Here is a 749-nt window from a genome sequence, read left to right on the forward strand (position 1 = left end):
TTCAAGACTTTAGTCTGCTGGCCGCGCAGCGGCCAGCTTTGAACCACCCGCTACGCGGGTGGAGACAAACGGCTTTACAAAGCCACCCCTCCGACCGATATTGACGATTGTTCAGGCCGTCAAGAATTCGAGTCGAAGGGGTGGTCGCCATGGCCCAGAAGGCCTACAGCCTTTCCCACACGAAGTGGATGTGCAAGTACCACATCGTGTTCACGCCGAAGTATAGGCGCAAAGTGATCTACAACCAAATCAGGAGCGACATAGGGGAGATCCTCAGGAAGCTGTGCGAGTACAAGGGGATCGAGATAATCGAGGGGCACCTGATGCCCGACCACGTGCACGTGCTGCTGGCGATCCCGCCGAAGTACAGCGTCGCGAGCGTCATGGGCTACCTGAAGGGGAAGAGCTCGCTGATGATATTCGACAGGCACGCCAACCTCAAGTACAAGTTCGGCAACAGGAAGTTTTGGGCGGAGGGCTACTACGTGTCCACCGTCGGCCTGAACGAGGCGACGATCGCCAAGTACATCAGGGAGCAGGAGTCCCACGACATCGCGCTGGACAAGCTGAGCGTGAAGGAGTACGAGGACCCCTTCAAGAGGGGGTGATCCCGCCGGTTCGACCGGCGCGCCACGGGTCAAGATGCACTAGGCCTGGACGAAGTCCGGGCCCGCGCCTTTAGACGCGAGCCCGGGGCCCGTGGGTTATACCCTAAGAGCAAACCACCCTTTTTAAGGGTGGTTCTGATT

General features: G+C 58.7%; 1 protein-coding gene. It reads left to right on the forward strand.

Going from position 1 to position 749, the window contains the following annotated elements; genetic code table 11:
* Nucleotides 1-149: 149 nt before the first annotated feature.
* A complete protein-coding gene (tnpA, locus tag AAA021_RS09490) occupies nucleotides 150-608 on the forward strand; it encodes an IS200/IS605 family transposase (RefSeq protein ID WP_055287554.1) in 459 nt (152 codons plus the stop codon).
* Nucleotides 609-749 lie beyond the last annotated feature (141 nt).

It is taken from the genome of Collinsella sp. CLA-JM-H32, assembly GCF_040098165.1.
Lineage (GTDB): Bacteria > Actinomycetota > Coriobacteriia > Coriobacteriales > Coriobacteriaceae > Collinsella.